Raw genomic sequence first — 19,868 nt, 5'->3', positions numbered from 1 at the left:
ACTACCGGGTGACCGAAGCGGAAGCACGGACTGCGCGACGGGGAGGCCGGCGTGTCGCGATCCACCTCGCGCGAGCGCGCTCCGCACTCCGAGCGTCGGCTCCGGTTCGTGCGGCCGACCCGCCAGGACGCGGTCGCCGGGTTCGCGACCGGCCTGTTCTCGATTCCGGAGGGGATGGCGTACGCCTCGATCGGTGGGTTCAACCCGCTGCTGGGCCTGTACTCCGGGATGGTGCCGACCACGGTCGGGTCGCTGTTCTCCCGGACCGTGCTGATGACCACGACGCTGACCAGCGCGATCGCCCTGACCTCGCACAGCGTCCTGACACAGGCCGGCCTGCGCGCCGACGACCCCGGCAACATCGCGATGCTGACGATCCTGGTCGGCGCCATCATGCTGCTGTTCGGGTTGCTGCGCATGGGCTCGTTGATGAGCTTCGTCTCGAACGCCGTGATGACCGGGTTCACGACCGGCATCGCCCTCCAGATCCTCGCCGGGGTGATCGAGGATGCCACGGGGTACCAGACCAGCTACCACAACACGATCGCGAAGCTCGGCGACGCCCTCGCGCACGTCGGCAGCTGGGACCTCACCTCGACCCTCGTGTCCGCCGGGACCGTCGGCTGTTGGTTCGCCGCGCACGCCGTCAAGCGGCTCGAGCCGTTCGCGATCCTGATCGCGCTCATCCTGGTGAGCATCGTCGTCGCGCTCGCCGGCCTGGACGTGCGGGAGGTCGGCGACATCGGTGCCATCCCACGGTCGCTGCCGCACCCGGTCCTGCCGGACGTCTCGGCGGCACCCGAGCTGCTCACCGGCGCGGTCGCCGTCGCACTCGTCGCGCTCGCGCAGGCCGCGGGGATCGGCGCCGCCGTCCCCAACCCGGACGGAACCCGCACCAACGTCTCGGCCGACTTCACCGCCCAGGGCGTCGCGAACATCGCCGGCGGGTTCTTCCGGGCGCTGCCGACCGGCGGCTCGATGTCGCGGACCGGCGTCTCCACCAGCGCCGGCGCCCGCACCCGGTGGACCGGGATCTTCGCCGGCATCGTCCTCGCCGTCCTCGTCCTGGTCGCGGGCCCGGTCGCCGAGCAGATCCCGATGCCGGTCATCGGCGGGCTGATCGTGGTCATCGCCGGCGAGCTGATCGCCGGCCGGATCGGCGACATCCAGCTCGTCGCGCGCACCGGCCTGCTGCCCGCCATCGCGATGGTCGCCACCTTCGTCGCCACCACCCAGCTGCCGCTGCAGGATGCGATCCTGCTCGGCGCCGGGCTGTCGCTGCTGCTGTTCTGCGTCAACGCCCAGCGTCAGGCCCGGATCCGGGCCCTCCAGCGCGACGACCTCGGCCGGTGGTCCACGACCGACGTACCCGCCCGGATCGAGCCGGGCGCGGTCACGGTCCTCCACTACGAGGGCGTGAGCATGTTCGCCGAGATCGAACGACTCGACGAGGCGTGGCCCACCCTGGCCGACGCCCGCAACGCCGTCGTCATCTTCCACGTCCGGACCCTGCCCGACGTCCCCTCCTCGACGATCATCAAGGCTCTCGCCAAACGGGCCCACCAGCTCGCCGACCACGGCTCGCGGCTGATGATCGTCGGGCTCGATCCCGCCCTGATGAAGGTGTTCGACAGGACCGGGCTCAGCGCCGTCATCGGTCCGGAGAACGTGGTCACCCGGACGCCGACGTTCTTCGAGGCCCTCGACCGTGCCTACGACGACGCGGTCGCCTGGACCCGACGACCGCACTGACGCCCGCGGGACGACTCCACAGCGCGTGCTACGAACGCTGTGGACGAGCGGTTGATTTCGCCATCAAAGAGGCGTTTCCTGTGACAAACAGACGCAAACGCAAGGATTGGCGCTCGGGATGCCTGCTCCTCCGCTGCACCGCAGCCTGGCCGTGTGGACGGTCGTCACCGCTGCCGCGGCCGCCGCGGTGGCCTGGCTGCTGCCGGTGGCGGCCGGGCCGCCCGCTCCGGCCGCGGGCTTCGACGAGGTCCTGGTCCGGATCTGTGCGGTCGTCGCCCTCGGGGCCGTCGCGTGGCTGTGGCTAACCACCGGGGTCACGATCGCGGCGGCTCTCCGGGGGCGCGACGGGTGCGCTCGCGGCGTACCCGACCCGGTACGCCGGGTCGTGCTGGCGGCCTGCGGCCTCGCCCTCACCGGCGGCCTGGTGGCCGGGCCGGCCCACGCGACACCGGGCCGGCCGTACGAGGGCCGGACCGTCGGACCGGCGACGGTCGTGGCCGGGTTGCCGCTCCCCGACCGCGCGGTCGCGCCCGCGGCCGAGCCGGACTCGCCCTCCGGACTCGGGCGGGTGGTGGTCTCCCCCGGCGACTCACTCTGGGCGATCGCGGCGCGGCGGCTCGGCCCGGGCGCCTCGAACGCCGAGATCGACGCCGAATGGCGCCGGATCTACGCCGTCAACCGGTCCGAGATCGGCGCGGACCCCGACCTGATCACACCCGCTCAGCGACTACGGATGCCCATCTCGGAGGTACTGCCATGACCGACCAGCCCGTGCCCGGCGTCGTGCCGTTTCGCCCCGCCGTGCCCGCCGTGCCGCTCGCCAGCGTCCAGGGCACCCTCGCCCTCGACCTGGAGCCGCGCCGCGAGCCACCTCTCGCTGCGGTGATCCCGATCGACGCCACCACGCAGCGCGGCATCGAGCACTGGGCACAGCGCTATGCGCAGGCCGCGGTCGAGATCGTCGGCGGTGACCGGCCGGTCACCCAGCTGCTGCGCTGGAGCTCCCGCGAGGTCTACGAGGACCTTCAACGCCGCGCCCTCCTCGTCGCCCGCGCCGGCCGATACGTCCCCGGTTCCGGGCGGGTGCAGCCGGTCCGGCCCCGGGTCCTCGGCGTGCACTCCTGCTTCGTCAGCCGCGACGTGGTCGAGATCAGCTCGCACGTGCGGTACGGCGAGCGCTCCCGCGCCCTCGCGGCCCGCTTCGAGCGGGTCCAGGGCCTCTGGCGCTGCACGGCCCTGGAGTTTGCCTGAGCAAGCGAGCAGCGGCCCGCGACGAAGGAGCGGACCGCGTCGCTCGCGCAGGTTGAGCAAGCGCACGGCTGAGCCTGCGAAGCCGTGACCGCGCGTCGAAACCCGGTGAGAGGACCGGCGGCGCTGATCGCGAGATACCGCCGGATGCAGCACGTGGTTTCGAGACAGGCGCTAGCGCGCCTTCCTCAACCACCGTGGGGCGCGCCTTCCTCAACCACCGTGGGCGCGCCTCCCTCAACCACCGCGACCCCACGGGGTGGGTTTCGAGACAGGCGCTAGCGCGCCTTCCTCAACCACCGTGGGGCGCGCCTCCCTCAACCACCGCGACCCCACGGGGTGGTTTCGAGACAGGCGCTAGCGCGCCTTCCTCAACCACCGTGGGGCGCGCCTTCCTCAACCACCGCGACCCCACGGGGTGGGTTTCGAGACAGGCGCTAGCGCGCCTTCCTCAACCACCGTGGGCGCGCCTTCCTTCACCAAGCGCGACGTCAGCTGATCCGGGCCGTCAGGCCGGTCGGGCCGCCGGGGCGACCGTGGCACTGCTTGTACTTCTTGCCCGAGCCGCAGGGGCACTTGTCGTTGCGGCCGACCTTGGCGAACTCGTCGTCCTGCGTGGTGACCGTGCCCGACCGGACCTCGGCCTCGCCGTCCTCGGACGGCGCCGAGTAGGAGAGGTTCTGCGGGGCGGCCGGTCGGTCGAGGCCCTTGGCCCGGATGCTCGGCTGCTCGGCCGACGGGAGGGTGCGCGCCATCGGCTCGACGGCTTCCTCCTCCTCGACCTCGACCTCGAAGTCGACCTCGCCCTCCGGCTCCTCCTCGACCTGGACGTCGAGGTTGAACAGGAACCCGACCGACTCCTCCTTGATGCCGTCCATCATGGCGGTGAACATGTCGAAGCCCTCGCGCTGGTACTCGACCAGCGGGTCGCGCTGGGAGTAGGCCCGCAGGTAGATGCCCTCGCGCAGGTAGTCCATCTCGTAGAGGTGCTCGCGCCACTTGCGGTCGAGCACGGAGAGCACCACCCGGCGCTCCAGCTCGCGCATGACCGGCTCGCCGATCTCCTGCTCGCGCTGCTCGTACGCCGCGTGCGCGTCGGCCTGCAGGGTGCCGATCAGCTCGTCGCGGTCGACGTGGTCGACGCTGCCGACCTCGTCGACGATCGTGCGGTGGTCGACGGAGACGGGGTAGATCTGACGCAGCGCGTTCCACAGCGCGTCGAGGTCCCACTGCTCGGCGATGTCCTCGGTGGCGCCGTTGACGTAGCCGGCGACGGTGTCGTCGAGGAAGCCGCGGATCTGCTCCTGGAGGTCCTTGCCCTTGAGCACCTCGCGACGCTCGGCGTAGATCACCTTGCGCTGCCGGTCCATCACGTCGTCGTACTTGAGGACGTTCTTGCGGGACTCGAAGTTCTGCGACTCGACCTGGCCCTGGGCGTTGGCGATCGCGTTCGTGACCCGCTTGTTCTCGATCGGGACGTCGTCCGGGATCTTCAGCACCTGGAGCACGCGGTCGACCCAGTCGGACTTGAAGAGCCGCATCAGCTCGTCCTGGAGCGAGAGGTAGAACCGCGACTCGCCCGGGTCACCCTGACGGCCGGAGCGACCGCGCAGCTGGTTGTCGATGCGGCGCGACTCGTGGCGCTCGGTGCCGACGACGTACAGACCACCGGCGTCGCGGACCTCGTCGTGCTCGGTCGCGACCTGCTGCTTGATCCGCTCGACCATCGCCGGCCACGCCTCGTCGTACTGCTCGGCGGTCTCGCCGCCGGGCTCGAGGCCCTGCTTGCGCAGCTCCTGGTCGGCGAGGAACTCGACCGAGCCGCCGAGCATGATGTCGGTGCCGCGACCCGCCATGTTGGTCGCGACCGTGACCGCGCCCTTGTGGCCGGCCATCGCGACGATCTTCGCCTCGTCGGCGTGCACCTTGGCGTTCAGCACGGAGTGCGGGATGCCCCGCTTGCGCAGCTTGTCGGAGAGGTGCTCGGACTTCTCGACGGAGACCGTGCCGACCAGGACCGGCTGGCCGTTCTCGTGCCGCTCGGCGATGTCGTCGACGACCGCGTCGTACTTCGCCTCCTCGGTGCGGTAGACGAGGTCGGCCTGGTCGATGCGGGCCATCGGCTTGTTGGTCGGGATCGGGACCACGCCGAGGTTGTAGATCTTGTCGAACTCGGACGCCTCGGTCATGGCCGTACCGGTCATGCCCGAGAGCTTCTCGTAGAGGCGGAAGAAGTTCTGGAGGGTGATCGTCGCGAGCGTCTGGTACTCCTCGCGGACCTGCACGCCCTCCTTGGCCTCGATCGCCTGGTGCAGGCCGTCGTTGTAGCGGCGACCCGCGAGCATGCGGCCGGTGTGCTCGTCGACGATGAGCACCTCGCCCTCCATGACGACGTACTCCTTGTCGTTGCGGAAGAGCTCCTTGGCCTTGATCGAGTTGTGCATGAAGGAGATCAGCGGCGTGTTGACCGAGTCGTAGAGGTTCTCGATGCCCAGGTGGTCCTCCACCTTGGTGATGCCCGGCTCGAGCACCGAGATCGTGCGCTTCTTCTCGTCGACCTCGTAGTCGACGTCGCGCTCGAGCTTGCGGGCGACCTTCGCGAACTCGGCGTACCACTGGACGTCGTCCTGGGTGGGGCCGCTGATGATCAGCGGGGTGCGCGCCTCGTCGATCAGGATCGAGTCGACCTCGTCGACGATGGCGAAGTTGTGCTCGCGCTGCACGCACTCCTCGATCGACCCCGCCATGTTGTCGCGCAGGTAGTCGAAGCCGAGCTCGTTGTTGGTGCCGTAGGTGATGTCGCAGGCGTACGCCGTGCGCCGCTCCTCGGGGCGCATCTCCGGCAGGATCACGCCGACGGTCAGGCCCAGGAAGTTGTGGACGCGGCCCATCATCTCGGACTGGTACTTCGCCAGGTAGTCGTTGACGGTGACGACGTGGACGCCCTTGCCCTCGAGCGCGTTGAGGTACGCCGGCAGCACCGCGACCAGCGTCTTGCCCTCACCGGTCTTCATCTCGGCGATGTTGCCCAGGTGCAGCGCGGCGCCGCCCATGATCTGGACGTCGAAGGGGCGCAGGCCGAGCACCCGGCGCGCCGCCTCCCGCGCGGTCGCGAACGCCTCGGGCATCAGGTCGTCGAGGGACTCGCCGTCGGCCAGCCGCTTCTTGAACTCGTCGGTCATGCCTCGCAGCTCGTCGTCGCTCATCGCGACGAAGTCGTCCTCGATGGCGTTGACGGCCTTGGCCACGGCCTCGAGCTGACGCAGGATCTTGCCCTCGCCGATGCGGAGGATCTTGTCGAGAATGGCAGGCACTGGTCCAACTTCCTGGGTCGCCGACGGCGGCACTGATATGGGGCGGGCTGGGCCACTCTACCCAGCGTGGCCCAGCCTCCGAAGGGTTGTGGCCAGGTCGCCCCGCGTCTCGACCGAGATCGACCCCAGCCCCAGCCAGCCGGCCAGTCGGAGCAGCTCCGCGTGGAGCTGCTCGGCCGTGTCGGGTGGCGCCCCGGGCTCGGCGTACGCCGCCTTGACGACCAGCCGCCCCGCACCGGCCTCGAACTGGCGGTCCGCCTTGAGGTCGACCCGGGCAACGATCCGGTCGCCGAGGAGGAACGGCAGCACGTAGTAGCCGTGCACGCGCTTGTCGGCCGGGACGTAGATCTCGATGCGGTAGCGGAAGTCGAAGAGCGCCTCGGTGCGGGCCCGCTCCCACACGACCGGGTCGAACGGGCTGAGCAGCGCGCGGGCGTCCACCCGCCGGGGTACGCGGGCGTCGCGGTGCAGGTACGCCGCGCGCCGCCAGCCGTCGACCGCGACCGGCACCAGCTCGCCCTCCTCGACCAGCTCGGCCACCGCGGCGGCGGTGTCGGCGACCGGCATCCGGTAGTAGTCGCGCAGGTCCTGCACCGTCGCCACGCCGTGGGAGCGGGCCGCCCGGACCACGAGCTCGCGGGCCGCCTCCTCGCGCGTCGGGACCGGCCGCGCGAGGACGGCGGGCGGGATCACCCGCTCGGGCAGGTCGTAGCGGATCTCGAACTGACTGTTGCGACCCGCGATCGCGACCTGGCCCGAGGTGTAGAGGTAGTCGAGCATGCGACGCGTCTCGGACCAGTTCCAGCCCCAGTTCTCCTTCTCCCGGGGAAGGCCGTCGCCCACCCATGACGCAGCGTCGCGCGCGGTGGAGGCGCCGCGCTCGGAGATCTCGTCGAGCAGGCTCTTCTCCAGCACGTCGTTCTCGGCGACGAACCCCCACTTGCCGCGCTTGGCGCGGTAGTCGTCCATCCGGTGCTGCATCACCGGCCAGAGCTCGACCGGCATGAACGCCTGGACATGGGCCCAGTACTCCACGATCCGCCGTGGTCGGCGCTCGGCGGCCCGGCGCAGCAGTTCGACGTCGTAGGGACCCATCCGGGAGTAGAGCGGCATGTAGTGGGCCCGCTGGAGCACGTTGACCGAGTCGACCTGGAGCACGCCGGTGCGCTCCAGGGTGCGCTGGAGGGTGCGCATGGTCGGCGCCGCGTGCGGCCGGTCGAGGAAGCCCTGGGCGGCCAGCGCGATCCGGCGCGCCTGGGCGACGCTCAGCGAGTCCATGCCGTGAGGCTAGAGGAGCGCGCCGACAGTGGTGGCCGGTGCTTCTCGGCTCACCGGGTTTCGAGGCTCAGGCCTGGCGGCCTTCGCACCTCAACCAGCGACACGGTGGTTGAGGTGCGAGGCGCCCCAGCGCCGAGCCTCGAAACCACCACACCCGACAGCAGTGACGGCTGCTTCTCGGCTCACCGCGTTTCGAGGCTCAGGCCTGGCGGCCTTCGCACCTCAACCAGCGACACGGTGGTTGAGGTGCGAGGCGCCCCAGCGCCGAGCCTCGAAACCACCTGCAGGGTTGGATCGCCCGCGAGATCGACTGGGTTTCGAGACGTGTCACGCCGCCCCGAGCAAGCTCGGGTCCGCGTCGACACCCTCAACCTGATTCACTTTCGTAGAGCCAGCTCGTTCCTCGCTGCCTCTACGGCAAATCAAGCAGCTTCTCCTTGACGGCGTACATGACCGCCTCCATCCGCGAGTGGAGCTGGAGCTTCTCGAGGATGTTGCGCACGTGGTTCTTCACCGTGTTGTCGCTGATGTAGAGCTCCTTGGCGATCTCACGGTTGTTCATCCCGCGCGCCACGAGGCGGAGCACCTCGAGCTCGCGGTCGGTGAGCCGCAGCCCGGCGGTGTGATCGCGCTCGGGGCGCGACATCTGCTTGAACTCGTCGATGAGCTTGACCGCCATCGAGGGGCTGATCAGCGACTGCCCGTCGGCCACGACCCGGACGGCCTGGGCGACCTCCTCGATCGAGGAGTCCTTCAGCAGGTAGCCGGCGGCACCGCTCTTGACCGCCTCGTAGAGGTCGGCCTCCTCGTCGGAGACCGTCAGCATCACGATCTTGGCCGACGGCACCGCCTCCTTGATCGCCAGGCATGCCTCGATGCCGGACCGCTTGGGCATCCGGATGTCGAGGAGCACCACGTCGGGCGCGGTGCGCTCGGCGAGGGTCGTCCCCTCGACGCCGTCGCCGGCCTCACCGACCACCTCGACCCCCGGCTCCGCGCCGAGCAGCATCGTCAGGCCGCGCCGGAAGAGCTCCTGGTCGTCGACCACGAGCACCCGGATCGGCTCGCGCTCGCGCTCCTTCGTCAGCTCTGCCACGCGGGCATCATGGCACGCCTGGGCCGTGGGCGCCCCACATCGGGGTGATCCGACGCGCCGACGCCGGTGGCCCGTCCGGGCCACCGGCGTCTTCCGATCGGACCCCGAGTCGTCTCAGACGGTCCCGCCGATGTCGAGCGAGATCACGCCGTAGTCGTAGCCGCGGCGGCGGTAGACGACCGCCGGACGCTCACTCTCCTTGTCGACGTAGAGGTAGAAGTCGTGTCCGACCAGCTCCATCTCGTAGAGCGCCTGGTCGAGCGTCATCGGGGCGGCGGCGTGGGTCTTCTCACGGACGACCAGCGGCCCGTCCCCGGTCACGGCGATCGGCCCGACCTGACGCTCCTGGGTGACGACGTCGTCCGGCGTCATCTCCGTGGGCGGCGCGCCGTTGGCGAGCGCCTGCCCGACGGAAACCGGGGTCTTCCCGCCCCGATGGACACGTCGACGGTCGGACGCACGCCGCATCTGGGCGGCCATCTTGTCCAGGGCGAGGTCGAGCGCCGCCATCTTGTCGGCGGCTCCGGCCTCGGCCCTGATCACCGGGCCCTTGGAGAGCGCCGTCAACTGGACTCGTACGGCGCGATCCGCTTGCCGCGGGTTGCGTTCGCATTCCACCTCGACCTTCACCCGGATGATCCGGTGATCGTGCTTCTCGAGCTTGGACAGCTTCTCCTCTACGTGACTGCGAAACCGCTCAGACAGCTCGCAGTGCCGACCCGTGACCACAACTTCCATGTGAACCTCCCGATTGCACACTTGCTTCTCGGCGTTTCGGCGGCCAGCTCCGGTCGCACCCTCGTGGGGGGGTACGCCGAAGCACCGGTACCCGCATGGGCCCGGCGTCGGGGAGGAGTCCGTCCGGCCGACCTGGTCTTCGACCCCACAACCGCCTGCTGAGGTGCTCGCAGCTTCTCTGCCACTACTGACCTTCTCCCGGTCACCGCCGCATCTGGCGACGGTGCCGAGGCAGGACTTACCACTAAGCCGCACCGTGATCGACGGTCCGCCCCGCATCGCGGCGCTGACCGTCTTACGTGGACCGTTTCGCCTGCGACTGGCATCGGCTAGCCGACCCTGCGCCCGGCTCGGCCGAGGCACCTGGACGACGCAACCACGGACCCGGACGGACTCCATGCAGAGACGTTAGTCCGAAGGTCAAGGAGACGAAAGGGCCCAAGGTCCCCCGCCTCGACCCCGTCGGCGTGTCGCGGCCACCGCAGCCACGGCGACCACCTCGAGACCCACCGCCTCGAGGGCTCGCTGGGCCTCGCGAAGCGTCGATCCGGTCGTGACCACGTCGTCGCAGACGACCACCCGAGCCTGGGTACGCCGCGCCGCCAGCGCCCGGAGCCGGTCGGAGGGGCAGTGCATGGAGCCGGCCAGGTTCACCGCCCGATCGTCGGCCCCGAGGCCCGCCTGGTCCACGACCCCCGGACGACTGCGCAGCAGGGACGCCGCCACCACGTCGGCGCCGGACCCGCGCAGCAGGCGCGCCGCCCTGGTGGTGATGCGCAGGGTCGGGTCGTGGCCGCGCGTCCGTGCGGTGCCCGGGCGCGACGGCACCGGCACCAGCACCACCGGGCCGGCCGGATGGTCGGCGAGCGCCGCACGGACCGCGTCCGCGAGCAGCCGGGCCAACGGATCGCGCAGCCCGAGCATCCGGCGCTCCTTGTGGCCCAGCAGCAGCGCCCGGACCACCCCGGCGTACTCCCCCGCCGCGAAGGGCGGCGCCAGCCCGGGCGGCACCGGGTCGGGCCGGGCCGGTGCCGCCCCGTCGGGCAGCCCGTCCGCGCAGTCCCCGCAGAGCACCCGCCCGGCACGGCCGCAGCCCGCGCAGCGTCGCCCCAGGAGCAGGTCGGCGGCCGCGTCGGCGAGCTCGGCCCAGGTCTCGCGGGGCATGTGCCGATGCCACCACCCTGCGGGGACCCGCTCAAGGCCACGGTCCGCGGCTGTGGACAAGGCTCAGCCGACGTAGGTCACGCCGGTGGTGCCGCTCGCGAGCGGCACGGTCGGCCGGTCGGCGGCCGACAGGTTGACCATGGAGCGGCGACCCACGCCGAAGAGCGGGTCGCCCGCCGCCGGGGAGCCGGCCAGCGACCGCAGCGGTCCCGGCACGGTGGTCGAGGTGCCGTCGGCCGCCGGCGCGCCGTCGACCGAGGCCAGGTAGAGCTGGACCAGCTTGTTCGTCGCGGCGAACGGGCTGAGGATCGCCAGGCTCGTGGGTGTCCGCCAGGCGATCGCACGCATCGGCAGGTCGCTGTCCGGCTCGCCGGAGATCGGTCGGGCCGGCGTCGCCCAGAGGATCCGGCCGCTGCGGTCGCGGGCGATCCGGCTGAGGACCAGCTCGTCGCCGGCGGGCCGGCGTACGACGGCGACCAGGCGGGTGCCGTCGCGCGAGACCACGAAGCTGCGCACCTGCCGCCCGGTGATGCCGGGCACCTCGAGCTCGTGCCGGCCCCGCTCGCCGACGTACGACACCGCGGCGCCGCCCGCGGTGCGGTCGACCAGCCACATCCGGTCGGAGAAGTCCCAGGCGGGCTCGAGCAGATCGGTGCCGCCGGTGACCACGGTGCGGGCCTGGCCGGCATCCCGACCGCTGACCGGGGCGGCCACCACCGAGCGGCCGTCCTCGGTCACGCCGGCCGCCCGGGTCGCGGTCAGGCTCACGCCCACGCTCCGCACGCCCAGCGCGTCGGCGCCCATCGGGCCGCTGACCGGCTCCAGGGTGCCGCCGGCACCGGAGGCGAGCCGTCCCTCACGCAGGCCGTAGAGCAGCGGGCTGGCCTGCCAGCCGGCCGGGTCGTACTCGCTGCCGCCGTCGACGCGGTAGGCGCTCACCCCGCCCGGCAGCGGGACCGACTGGCCGTTGATCGAGACGCGCAGCGCCTCGATCTCGTCCTCCTGGCGCAGCGTCCAGGCGAGCTGGGCCATCATCAGCTCGATCGACTGCGGCGTCAGGTCGCCGCCGTCGCCCTTGAGCCCGATGTCGGCGATGCCCTCGTCGGAGATCGGCACCGACAGGTTCACGGTCAGTCCCGGCGGGATGAAGCTGCGCACCACCCGGTCGAGGCCCGCGCTCGGACCGAGCAGCAGCGCCTGGGTCAGCGTGCTCGCGAGCTGCTTGCCCTTCGGCACGAAGACCGGCTCCGGCGCCAGGATCGAGGCGGTGGGATCGAAGTAGTAGAGCGACACCTGGCGGTAGCGGCGGGCGAACCACGACTCCGGCACGATCAGCGCGTCCGGCGCCCGGTCGATGCGCCACTCGCCCTCCTCGAAGGCCATCGGCAGCTGCACGATCCGCCGGGCCCGGGGCAGCGGGCCCTGCCAGGCGCCCTGGGCGTCGAGATGGTCCGGATCACGCAGGGTGACCGAGACCCCGACGCCGCTCTCGGCGATGCGGGGGTTGCCGGCGTAGGTGATCGTCTCGTCCTCGGGCGTCCACGACGCGGCGGCGTCCTGGGTGAGGAACTCGCGGGCGGTGTTGGTCTGGATCGGCGTCGCCGTCATCGCGGCCAGGAAGCCCTGGACGATCTCGGCCCGGGTCGCGCCCTCCTGGGGCGGCCGCGGGTCGATGTAGACGCCGGGCTGACCGGCGACGCCGCCTCCGGACTGCGTCTCGACGACCGGGCCGCTCTCCGGCATGCCCACGCAGCCGCTCAGCACCAGCGCCGCGGCGACGGCGGCCACGACGACGAGGAGGGTACGGCGGCGGGTCATGTCACCGGCTCCGTCACGTCGGAGGGCACCAGCGCGAGCGGGCTGTGGCGCAGCACCGCGCCCGCGCGACGGGGCAGCGTCAGCCGGAACTGGGCGCCCTCCCCCGGCCGGCCCCAGGCCTGCAGCCAGCCGCCGTGGAGGTGGGTGTCCTCGAGCGAGATCGACAGGCCGAGGCCGGTGCCGCCACTGGTGCGGGCCCGGGCCGGGTCGGCGCGCCAGAACCGGTTGAACACCATGGCCGCCTCGCCCGGCGCCAGGCCGACGCCGTAGTCGCGCACCGTGATCGCGGCCGCGTGGTCGTCGCCGGCCACGGCCACCACGATGTCGCCTCCGGCGCGGTCGGTGCCGGTGTGGTCGATCGCATTGGTGACCAGGTTGCGCACGACGCGCTCGATGCGGCGTACGTCGGCCTCCGCCAGACACGGGTGGTCCGGTGCCTCGACCACGATCTCGACCCCCCGCTGGGCGGCCAGCGGCCGGGTCGCGTCGACCACCCGGTGGGCGACGTCGACGAGGTTGAGGTCGTCGAGCTCGAGCACGGCGGCGCCGGCGTCGAACCGGCTGATCTCGAGCAGGTCCGCGAGCAGGGTCTCGAAGCGGTCGAGCTCGGTCTGCAGCAGCTCGGCGGCGCGGGCGGTGGCCGGGTCGAAGTCGCGCCGGGCGTCGTGCAGGACGTCGCCGGCCATCCGGACCGTCGTGAGCGGCGTACGAAGCTCATGGGACACGTCGGAGACGAAGCGGCGTTGGACCCGGCTGAGCTCCTCGAGCTGGCGGATCTGCCGCTGCAGGTTGCTGGCCATCTGGTTGAACGACGTGGCCAGCCGGGCCAGGTCGTCCTCGCCCGAGACCCGCAGCCGCTCCTGGAGCTGGCCGGCCGCCAGCCGCTCCGCGACCTGGCGCGCCATCCGGATCGGCGTGACGACCTGCCGGGTCACCAGCCAGGTCATGCCGGCCACCAGCACGACGAGGAGGACCGCGGCGGTCAGCAGCGCCCGGGTCACCAGCGCCATGGTCTCCTCCTGCTCGTCGAGCGGGAAGAGGTAGTAGAGCGTGTAGGTCTGGGCGTCGGCGGGCAGCAGCACCTGCGAGCCGACGACGATGCCCGGACGCTCGGTCGTCACGCCGGCCGCGTCGGTGCTCCGGATCGTGGTGTAGGTCCAGGCGGTCGGCGCCTCCCGGTCGAAGTGCTTCTCGAGGTCGAGCGGGACGCTGCTGGTGTCGAGGCCCTGGGTGAAGTTCGCGCCCCCGTCGGAGATCCGGCCGCCCCCGCCGGTCGGGCCGGCCAGGACCACCGCGAAGCCGCGGGTGTCACCGGCCTGGATGATCGGCTCGACCAGGTCGCGCTGCTGGCTGGCGACGTCGGCGTCGGTGCCGGGAGCGGCCTCGAGGCGGACCCGCGCCTCGGCGGTCTCGTCGTTCGCCTCGGCCACGACCGCGTCGACCCGGTGGTCGAGCAGGCCGTCACGGGTCTGCTGGAGCAGGTACCAGCCGACGATGCCGATCACCGCCATCGACAGCAGGACGGTGCTGGCGACCACCCGCGCCTGGATGGAGCGACGCCAGAAGGTCAGCGCACGGCGTACCGGATCAGGGAGCCAGTGCGACCCGCGGGGGCGCAGGTGCAGCATGTCGGTGCCTCACACAGTTCCGGCCTTGTAGCCGACGCCCCGGACCGTCACCACGATCTCGGGGTTCTCGGGGTCGTGCTCGACCTTGGAGCGCAGCCGCTGCACGTGCACGTTGACCAGCCGCGTGTCGGCGGCGTGCCGATAGCCCCAGACCTGCTCGAGCAGCACCTCACGGGTGAACACCTGCCAGGGCTTGCGGGCCAGGCAGACCAGCAGGTCGAACTCCAGCGGGGTCAGGTTGATCGGCGAGCCCGCCCGGGCGACCGCATGGCCGGCGACGTCGATGGTGAGGTCGCCGATCGACAGCGCCTCCGACGTCGGGGCGTCGAAGCGGCGCATCCGGGCGCGGATCCGGGCGACCAGCTCCTTGGGCTTGAAGGGCTTGACGACGTAGTCGTCGGCGCCGGACTCCAGGCCGACGACGACGTCGATGGTGTCGCCCTTCGCGGTGAGCATCACGATCGGGACGCCGGACTCCGCCCGGATCTCCTTGCACACGTCGATGCCGTCCTTGCCGGGCAGCATCAGGTCGAGCAGCACCAGGTCGGGCCGGTAGGCGCGGAACGCCTCCAGCGCCTCGTCGCCGCGGGCGACCATCCGGCTCCCGAAGCCCTCCTGCCGGAGCACGATCGTGAGCATCTCCGCCAGCGACGCGTCGTCGTCGACCACGAGGATCCGCCCCTTGGTGTGGGGGTCGGACGGGGCGCCCGATGGCGCCGCGGCGGGCTCGCTCATGGCATCCATCATGACAGTTGCTCGGTGGTCGCGTTGCCCTCGCGAGGAACGCGCTCGGCTCACCGTGATCTCGAGACGCCGGTCGGCTCCTCGACCTCGTGCGTGTCTCCTGGCCCGCGCAGGGCTCGGGCCAGGCGCTCTAGTACCGGTACTGCTCCGGCTTGAACGGACCCGCGACGTCGATGCCGAGGTACGCCGCCTGCTCGCCGGTGAGGGTCGTCAGCCGCACCCCGAGGGCGTCGAGGTGCAGGCGGGCCACCTCCTCGTCGAGGTGCTTGGGCAGCACGTAGACGCCGGTGGGGTACTCCTCGGTCTTGGTGAAGAGCTCGATCTGGGCCAGCACCTGGTTGGTGAAGGAGTTCGACATCACGAACGACGGGTGACCGGTCGCGTTGCCGAGGTTCATCAGGCGGCCCTCGGAGAGCACGATGATCGAGCGACCGGTCGGGAAGGTCCAGACGTCGACCTGCGGCTTGACGTTCTTGCGCTCCGCGACGCCCGGCGCCTCGAGGCCGGCCATGTCGATCTCGTTGTCGAAGTGGCCGATGTTGCCGACGATCGCCTGGTGCTTCATCGCCCGCATGTGGTCGACGGTGACGACGTCCTTGTTGCCGGTGGCGGTGATGATGATGTCGGCGATCGGGAGCACGTCCTCGAGCGTCGAGACCTGGTAGCCGTCCATGGCCGCCTGGAGGGCGCAGATCGGGTCGATCTCGGTGACGATGACGCGCGCGCCCTGGCCACGCAGCGACTCGGCGCAGCCCTTGCCGACGTCGCCGTACCCGCAGACGACCGCGACCTTGCCGCCGATGAGGACGTCGGTGGCGCGGTTGATGCCGTCGACCAGCGAGTGGCGGCAGCCGTACTTGTTGTCGAACTTCGACTTGGTGACCGAGTCGTTGACGTTGATCGCGGGGAAGAGCAGCGTGCCCTCGCGCATCATCTCGTAGAGGCGGTGGACACCGGTGGTGGTCTCCTCGGTGACGCCCTTGATGGAGTTCGCGATCGGGGTCCAGTGGTTGGGGTTCTCCGCGAGGACCCGGGTGAGGACCTCGAAGATGATCCGCTGCTCGGTGCTGGTCGCCGTGGCCGGGTCGGGCGCCTGGCCGGTCTTCTCGGCCTGGACGCCGAGGTGCACGAGCAGCGTGGCGTCGCCGCCGTCGTCGAGGATCATGTTCGGCAGCTGGCTGCCGGGCCAGTCGAGGATCTGCTGGGTGCACCACCAGTACTCCTCCAGCGTCTCGCCCTTCCAGGCGAAGACCGGCACTCCCTGGGGGTCCTCGACGGTGCCGTTCGGCCCGACCGCGATCGCGGCGGCGGCGTGGTCCTGGGTCGAGAAGATGTTGCAGGAGGCCCACCGGACCTCGGCGCCCAGCGCCACCAGCGTCTCGATGAGCACCGCGGTCTGGATGGTCATGTGCAGCGAGCCGGCGATCCGCGCGCCCCGGAGGGGCTGCTCGGCGGCGTACCGCTCGCGCATGGCCATCAGGCCGGGCATCTCGTGTTCGGCGAGCTGGATCTCGGTACGGCCGAAGTCGGCCAGGCTGAGGTCGGCGACCTTGAAGTCCATCGGTGCTCCCTAGGGACGTGTGGCGGGGCTCTCCCTGCCGACGAGGTTAGAACGGCACCAGGGCATCGGAAGAATCCTCGACGCCTGCGGTCGGGATCGGATCAGGTCGCGCCAGGAGCATGCGGCTTCGTCAAGGCATGCAGGCCGAACCCTTGATGAGGCGCCGCTCGGCCGGCTCAGTGCCCCGCGGTCGACCTGCGCCGCGGGACCAGGTGCAGCACCCCGAGGATGAGCGCGCCGACGATCAGGCCGAAGACCGCGGAGAGCAAGGTGTTCGTGAGCCAGCCCGCGATGCTGCCGAGAGTTCCGTGGAGGGCGTCGTGGACGGCGTGCTCGATGTCGTGGACGAGCTCGTAGGGCGCGTGCCAGCCGAGCTCGTCGAGGCCGACGAGCTCGATGTGGCCGCCGACCCAGAGCATCGCGGCGACGCCGACGACCGAGATGACCGCGAGCAGCCGCGGGGTGCCGACGAGCAGGGCGTGGCCGATCCTGCCGGGCAGGCCGGTGGAGCGCTGGGAGAGCGCCAGGCCGATGTCGTCGAGCTTCACGATGACCGCGACCACGCCGTACACCGCGAGGGTGATGGCGATCGCGACGACGACGAGGATGCCGAGGCGGTTGAGGAAGGGCTCCTCGGCGACCTCGTTGAGCGCGATCACCATGATCTCGGCGGAGAGGATGAGGTCCGTGCGGATCGCGCCCGAGACCATCGCCTTCTCCGCCTCGGCCCCCTCGGCGGCCACCGGCACCGGGTGATGGTCGTGACCGCGCAGTCGCGCCCAGACCTTCTCGGCGCCCTCGTAGCACAGGTACCCGCCGCCGACCATCAGGATCGGCGTGAGCAGACCGGGCAGGAACTGGCTGAGCAGCAGCGCCACCGGCAGGATGACGAGGAGCTTGTTGCGCAGCGAGCCGATCGTGATCCGCTTGATCATCGGGAGCTCGCGGTCGGCGGTCACGCCGTGGACGTACTGCGGGGTGACCGCGGTGTCGTCGACGACCACGCCCGCCGCCTTCGTGGTCGCCCGGCCCGCGGCCGCACCGATGTCGTCGACGGACGCGGCGGCCATCTTGGCGAGGGCGGCCACGTCGTCGAGCAGTGCGAACAGTCCGCCAGCCATGGCGAAATGCTAGTGGACCCCGGGGGGTCGCGGTGCCGGTTCCCGGCCGGCCCGGCGGGCGTCCGCTCGGGATAGTCCGTCACGTTCCGGTTGTCGTTCGTGCGATCGGGCAGCCAGTTCGTGACGGACTATCCGCTGGGGGCACCCCTCGCGGGGCCGACCCGACCCGGACGACCGAACTCACACCTGAACGACGTAGCTCCCGGACCGTCGCCGAGCCCGGGAGATCGCTAGCGGACCGTCTGGTGGGCGCGGCCCGCGTCGACGCCGGCCTCGATCTCGGCCTGCACCTCGGGCTGTACCTGGTCCTTGGCCGCGGTCAGCGCGACGGCGCGCGTCAGGTGCCGCTCGGCGTAGCCGAGCGGGTCGACCAGCTCGGTCAGCCGGGCGGAGATCGGGCGCCAGGCGAGTAGGAGCGAGAGCAACACGGCACCGACGGTGGTGACCCCGAACGCGATCACCGGGTGCTGGTCGGCCCAGCCGCCGAAGCCCGCGTAGCCGGCACCCTTCACGAAGAACCCGTGGAAGAGGTAGACGACCAGCGTCGCCGCGCCCATCCGGGCGAACCAGCCGTCGATCCGCGGCACCAGGGCGAAGAACGCCCACGCGCCGAGCGTGCCGATCGCGAGCACCAGGGCCCGCGTCAGCAGCGCCTGGACGTCGTCGCCGTACCCCATCTCGTCGTACCGCGAGCGGTAGTAGAGCCACTCCGTGCTCGCCCAGGCGTCGGTCCAGGTGGTCAGCACCCAGATGCCCACGAACACCGCCACGGCGGCGGCCTGGGCGGGCTTCTTGCGCAGCCACTCGAGCCGCTCGGGGGTGGCCTTGAGGCCCATCACGAAGAACGGCAGCAGCCCGAGCACGCGCGCGATGTCGAGGGTGTCGCCCGCGTACATCCCGGCCACCAGGCTGACGCCCACCGCGACCGCGAGCCCGCCCCACATCGGCCGGAGGATCGGGGTGAGGAGTCGCCAGAGGAAGAGGGCCGCGAGGTACCACATCGGCCAGTGCGGATCGCGGAACAGGTCGTCGAGCTCCTCGCCGCCGACGTAGATGCGGAAGATCGCCAGCGCGGTCTCGAAGAGCAGGTACGGCACCACCACGGTGCGGAAGAGCTGCCACATCCGCACCTTGCTGTAGACGAAGCCGCGGGAGAGATAGCCGGTGACGAACACGAACGCCGGCACGTGCCACGCGTAGAGGAAGTCATAGAAGTGCCCGACGACATCGGTGTCGGGCAGCAGCACCCAGGAGTGCCCGACGACGACCAGCGTCACCAGCATCATCTTGGCGTTGTCGAACCACGGGTCGCGGACGGCAGCGGTCGGAGCGGGCATGCTTCCCGCCTACCCGGCAGCGCCGGGGATCAGTCCTCCACGAGGCCGATTCTCAGGTACTCCGCAGCGTAGGTTCCGCTCAGCAGAAGCGAGGCGTACCGGGCCACCTCGGTGGGCGCCTCGGTCGTGACCGTCTCGACCCGGACGCCGCGCTCGGCGGCCGCGGCCCGCAGGCGACCGCGCTGCTCGCGGACCACGGGGTCGTCGACGCCGTCGTCGAGCACGACCAGCACCGGACGCCGGTCGCCGGAGTCCTCGGCGAACGGGTCGTCGAAGACGTCCCGCTGGCGAGCCGCCTCGATGACCGGGAGCAGGTGCTCGGCGTCGCCCGCGAGGGCCGAGCGGCCGGTCGCCCGGCGGATCGACTCCGCGACCCGGCGGGCCGCCCGCGCCGCGAGCACCGAGCCGCCCCACACGATCGGGTTGGCGTCGGCGAGGGCGATCGCGAGCATCTTGGCCGGGTTCACGGCCAGGTCGCGGTGCGGCGAGCAGGCGATCGCGACCGCGTCGAGCGCCTCCGCGACCTGCTCGGCGTCGGCCCGCGGACCGAGCGAGACCCGGTCGAGGTACTCCAGTACGACGACCGCGGTCGCGAGCTGGTCGCGGGTGGCGGTCGGCAGGATCGCGCTCCAGCGACCCGCGGCGTGCTCGGCGACCAGCGAGTCCGGCGGGCAGGCGACGACCAGCTGGCAGCCGCGGCGTACCGCCTCGGCGACCGCCGACGCGGCGCCGGTGTCCGCGCCGTCGGGGGCCAGCACCACCACGAGGTCGAGGCTGCCCGCCCAGCCCGGAAGGCCCGCGGCCGGCCAGGCCACGAAGGGCACCGGGCACCACGGCTCGAGCACCGCGCGCAGCAGCCGCGAGTCGGGGCCGGCGGCCAGGACGGCCCGCGGGCGGGCGAGCTCCACGGCGCGGGCGACCGCCTCGTCGGTGGCCGCCGCCGCCTCACCGGCGGTACGGCGGACCCGGGCGCCCGACTCGGCCAGCGTGCGCAGCACGTGGTCGCCGGCCTCGAGGGCCGCTCCCGCGTCGAGGCGGGACTCGTCGAACCAGGTCGCCATCGCCCCAG

Annotated in this window: 15 protein-coding genes; 3 read left to right on the top strand and 12 right to left on the bottom strand. The window is 71.5% G+C overall.

Annotation, left to right across the window (positions count from 1 at the left end; genetic code table 11):
- The first annotated feature begins 51 nt into the window (after positions 1–51).
- The 3 genes from KM427_RS08470 (at position 52) to KM427_RS08460 (ending at position 3,003) form a co-directional block, all read left to right on the top strand.
- Positions 52–1,752 carry a SulP family inorganic anion transporter gene (locus KM427_RS08470; RefSeq protein WP_215526923.1) on the top strand — a complete coding sequence of 567 codons (1,701 nt, stop codon included), beginning with the start codon at positions 52–54 and terminating at the stop codon, positions 1,750–1,752.
- A gap of 118 nt (positions 1,753–1,870) precedes the next feature.
- Complete coding sequence (locus KM427_RS08465) at positions 1,871–2,512, top strand: LysM peptidoglycan-binding domain-containing protein (protein ID WP_183590848.1); 642 nt, start codon at positions 1,871–1,873, stop codon at positions 2,510–2,512.
- Positions 2,509–3,003 carry an Rv3235 family protein gene (locus KM427_RS08460; protein WP_183590849.1) on the top strand — a complete coding sequence of 165 codons (495 nt, stop codon included), beginning with the start codon at positions 2,509–2,511 and terminating at the stop codon, positions 3,001–3,003. The genes KM427_RS08465 and KM427_RS08460 overlap by 4 nt, the downstream gene beginning before the upstream one ends.
- A 488-nt stretch (positions 3,004–3,491) precedes the next feature.
- Here KM427_RS08460 and secA read toward each other — a convergent pair whose 3' ends face one another.
- From secA to KM427_RS08400, 12 genes are all read right to left on the bottom strand, one after another.
- Positions 3,492–6,314, bottom strand: coding sequence for a preprotein translocase subunit SecA (secA, locus tag KM427_RS08455; RefSeq protein ID WP_215526922.1), 2,823 nt, complete (start codon positions 6,312–6,314; stop codon positions 3,492–3,494).
- Between the two features lie 57 nt (positions 6,315–6,371).
- On the bottom strand, positions 6,372–7,592 hold the full coding sequence (locus KM427_RS08450) for a winged helix-turn-helix domain-containing protein (RefSeq protein WP_215526921.1): 1,221 nt from the start codon (positions 7,590–7,592) through the stop codon (positions 6,372–6,374).
- Positions 7,593–8,004: 412 nt separating this feature from the next.
- Positions 8,005–8,688 carry a response regulator gene (locus KM427_RS08445; protein WP_252275194.1) on the bottom strand — a complete coding sequence of 228 codons (684 nt, stop codon included), beginning with the start codon at positions 8,686–8,688 and terminating at the stop codon, positions 8,005–8,007.
- Between the two features lie 114 nt (positions 8,689–8,802).
- Positions 8,803–9,426 (bottom strand): ribosome hibernation-promoting factor, HPF/YfiA family, encoded by a 624-nt coding sequence (hpf, locus tag KM427_RS08440; RefSeq protein ID WP_183590852.1) that lies wholly within the window; start codon positions 9,424–9,426, stop codon positions 8,803–8,805.
- A 420-nt stretch (positions 9,427–9,846) separates the two neighbouring features.
- Positions 9,847–10,590, bottom strand: coding sequence for a ComF family protein (locus KM427_RS08435; RefSeq protein WP_215526920.1), 744 nt, complete (start codon positions 10,588–10,590; stop codon positions 9,847–9,849).
- A gap of 63 nt (positions 10,591–10,653) precedes the next feature.
- Positions 10,654–12,408, bottom strand: a complete 1,755-nt coding sequence (locus tag KM427_RS08430) for an LpqB family beta-propeller domain-containing protein (RefSeq protein WP_215526919.1) — start codon at positions 12,406–12,408, stop codon at positions 10,654–10,656.
- On the bottom strand, positions 12,405–14,036 hold the full coding sequence (gene mtrB / locus KM427_RS08425) for an MtrAB system histidine kinase MtrB (RefSeq protein ID WP_215526918.1): 1,632 nt from the start codon (positions 14,034–14,036) through the stop codon (positions 12,405–12,407). Before mtrB ends, KM427_RS08430 begins: the two co-directional genes overlap by 4 nt.
- Before the next feature lie 9 nt (positions 14,037–14,045).
- Positions 14,046–14,771 carry an MtrAB system response regulator MtrA gene (gene mtrA / locus KM427_RS08420; protein WP_183590856.1) on the bottom strand — a complete coding sequence of 242 codons (726 nt, stop codon included), beginning with the start codon at positions 14,769–14,771 and terminating at the stop codon, positions 14,046–14,048.
- 139 nt (positions 14,772–14,910) lie between these two features.
- Complete coding sequence (gene ahcY / locus KM427_RS08415) at positions 14,911–16,341, bottom strand: adenosylhomocysteinase (RefSeq protein ID WP_215526917.1); 1,431 nt, start codon at positions 16,339–16,341, stop codon at positions 14,911–14,913.
- A gap of 176 nt (positions 16,342–16,517) precedes the next feature.
- The gene (locus KM427_RS08410) at positions 16,518–17,462 is read right to left on the bottom strand and encodes a DUF808 domain-containing protein (protein ID WP_215526916.1); all 945 of its coding nucleotides are present in this window, start codon (positions 17,460–17,462) and stop codon (positions 16,518–16,520) included.
- Between the two features lie 230 nt (positions 17,463–17,692).
- Positions 17,693–18,799, bottom strand: coding sequence for an acyltransferase family protein (locus tag KM427_RS08405; protein ID WP_215526915.1), 1,107 nt, complete (start codon positions 18,797–18,799; stop codon positions 17,693–17,695).
- Between the two features lie 29 nt (positions 18,800–18,828).
- Entirely contained in the window at positions 18,829–19,860 is a 1,032-nt protein-coding gene (locus tag KM427_RS08400; protein WP_183590860.1) for an SIS domain-containing protein, read from the bottom strand.
- Positions 19,861–19,868: the final 8 nt, after the last annotated feature.

This window comes from Nocardioides sp. LMS-CY, from assembly GCF_018732145.1.
In the GTDB taxonomy this organism is placed as follows: Bacteria; Actinomycetota; Actinomycetes; order Propionibacteriales; family Nocardioidaceae; genus Nocardioides; species Nocardioides soli.
This window is presented reverse-complemented; position numbering and strand designations above follow the sequence as displayed.